Source organism: Pseudomonas sp. FSL R10-0399 (assembly GCF_009600165.1).
In the GTDB taxonomy this organism is placed as follows: Bacteria; Pseudomonadota; Gammaproteobacteria; order Pseudomonadales; family Pseudomonadaceae; genus Aquipseudomonas; species Aquipseudomonas helleri.
The window spans coordinates 1-1,991 of sequence record NZ_WIWK01000233.1 but is presented as its reverse complement, the minus strand read 5'-3'; the positions used below and the strand labels follow the sequence as shown (position 1 = coordinate 1,991).

Here is a 1,991-nt window from a genome sequence, read left to right as displayed (position 1 = left end):
TGCTTCATTGAAAAGCTCGGCGATTGGTGTCCGGAGATTTTGCCAAATCAGAAAGTCTTTTTCAGGATTTCCCTAAGGAAATGTCGCCCCCTCAAAACCATCGGTCTAGAAGCGTTGTTTCATTTTGACACATCTGAAAAATGCGCTATTCTTCGCCGCCTCAAAGCGCACAGGGATTGCAGATGAACGTCAGAATTGAAGCAAATGAGCAAGGCAGCGGATGCACGGTCTGGCTCGACAACAATGCTGTGTCGTTCCAGAACCTGGAGGACGCGAAGACATACGTTTGTCAGTTGCAGGAGCGGATTGAAGCTGCCTCCCGTTCATTCTTCGCTCAAGGGGCAACAGATTTCGAGCAAGCGTGAGCATCGTATTCAGCAGCAGCTTGAGATTAAAGCTATGGATGGTTTATCTTAGTGTCGGTGCTTGTTGTCGAAGCAATAGCTGCCCCATGCAGCACTGGATCAGATACAACGTTGCGGTAGCGGTTGTGCTCCGCCCAGTCATCCACATTAAAAGGATATAGGGGTGGATTCGATATGTTTTCGGTATGCGGTGTAGGCATCCGCAAATTGTTACTCAAGCCGTGGGGCTCGACCCAGTAATCACGCTCATCGCTAGCCTTCCTCCACCAAGTTCCCCCTAGCTCGTTTGGCGTTCTAACTCGCCTTTTGTGTTGCCCAGCTGTTGTCCACGTCTGATGCGCAGCGTTTGAGCAACGACCTGATTGATCCGCGAACATTGCGCTTATCCAGATCCTTTGCATTGAACCAGCGGCAGTCATCAATCTCGTTACAGGGGCGAGGCTTCTGATTCAACGTCCGCCTGGCTTCAAACAAGAAGTGGATAACCTTGTCCTCCTCATACTCGGAGACATAGAGGAGTTGATCGATGGTTAATCCAGTCTCCTCTACCATCTCACGTAACGCTGCTTGCAGGGGAGTCTCTCCCTGCTCGACACGGCCTCCGGGCAAATTCCACTTGGCATTACGCTTGCGCACAAAAAGGATCTGCTCATCACGACGAACGATCACAGTCGCGCGTCGTTTAACGTCTTTGTTCGCGGTAGCGGATTGCGTTGAACCCATAAGTGATGCTTTCAGTCTGTCGCTTGGAGAGGTAAGTTAAAGACAACCTGGAATAACGACTCTCCGATCATATTTCACCACGGAAGTGTCAATATGATGACCACCTCGTTCCTCTGTAGATTCAGACGTCAGCCTTTGAACCAGGCGGGTTTTTCAGCTGTGTTGCTTTGAGAAAGACAAAGCGCGGAAGGAAACACTGACCGATGCCTATCGATAGTGTGTCGAGCAGTTAAGACGAGTACACCAGCAGATACCCAGGCACTGGTTCTCGGGTGCAAAGACTGCATTACCAGGCCCATCGTCCGCTGTGGGGTGCGGGGTGTGGGGTGTGGGGTGTGGACGGTCACGAAAACTTGATGCCCCCCTGAATGTCGTCTCGAGCTAATCGCAAGTCATAGGCATCCTGATTCAGCCGGTGAATCAGGTTGAGCAACCGCTGGCGTAACACTTCGTCTTCGAGTTGCTCAGCTGCGCGCATAACATCCAGCGCCGCGACCTCATTATTGGTGGCGACGGAGTCGAGCAGTTTTCGCATGCTTTTTGATGGCCGATTCATCTATAGCTCCTCGGTTTCCGGTGACGCGAATCATACGGCCCTAATATTTCGCCAGTGTTTCAAGTGTTTCAGTAGCAAGAGTTGGCTTTGCGCCACCGACCTCGGCTGAGTTGCCGCTAGAAAGCCCGAGCCGACCTCAGACAATAGCACTCCATCAAAATCGCTAAGAGGTCGCTCTGAATACTCAGCCAAACTTACCAGCAGAAGTTCTGACCATGACATAGTTAGCGCTAAAGAAGTAAAATTGGCATCACAGCCTTTCTTATTGTCGGCGGCGGCAAAAACTGAGTGCAACACCTGACCTTTCCGGTACGGTGCTGCCCCTATGTCTTATTCCGAACTCAGCG

4 protein-coding genes are annotated in these 1,991 nt (G+C 51.2%); 2 read left to right on the top strand and 2 right to left on the bottom strand.

Annotated features, from left to right (window positions below; all coding sequences use genetic code 11):
- Both GHO41_RS30140 and GHO41_RS29105 read left to right on the top strand, forming a co-directional pair.
- The coding region (locus tag GHO41_RS30140) for a hypothetical protein (RefSeq protein WP_218580287.1) at positions 1-186 on the top strand (186 nt) is incomplete at its 5' end.
- Positions 183-365, top strand: coding sequence for a hypothetical protein (locus GHO41_RS29105; RefSeq protein WP_153331029.1), 183 nt, complete (start codon positions 183-185; stop codon positions 363-365). The genes GHO41_RS30140 and GHO41_RS29105, both read left to right, overlap by 4 nt.
- 294 nt (positions 366-659) lie before the next feature.
- Here the strand turns inward: GHO41_RS29105 and GHO41_RS29100 are convergent, their stop codons facing one another.
- Positions 660-1,034, bottom strand: coding sequence for an NUDIX domain-containing protein (locus tag GHO41_RS29100; protein ID WP_323370558.1), 375 nt, complete (start codon positions 1,032-1,034; stop codon positions 660-662).
- Positions 1,035-1,431: 397 nt separating this feature from the next.
- Positions 1,432-1,644: a hypothetical protein gene (locus tag GHO41_RS29095; RefSeq protein ID WP_153331031.1), complete on the bottom strand. Its 213-nt coding sequence runs from the start codon at positions 1,642-1,644 to the stop codon at positions 1,432-1,434.
- Positions 1,645-1,991 lie beyond the last annotated feature (347 nt).

Bases quoted from the DNA above. Each gene is read 5' to 3' on its own strand.
- GHO41_RS29105 (WP_153331029.1), top strand. From the start codon at position 183: ATGAACGTCAGAATTGAAGCAAATGAGCAAGGCAGCGGATGCACGGTC.
- GHO41_RS29095 (WP_153331031.1), bottom strand. From the start codon at position 1,644: ATGAATCGGCCATCAAAAAGCATGCGAAAACTGCTCGACTCCGTCGCC.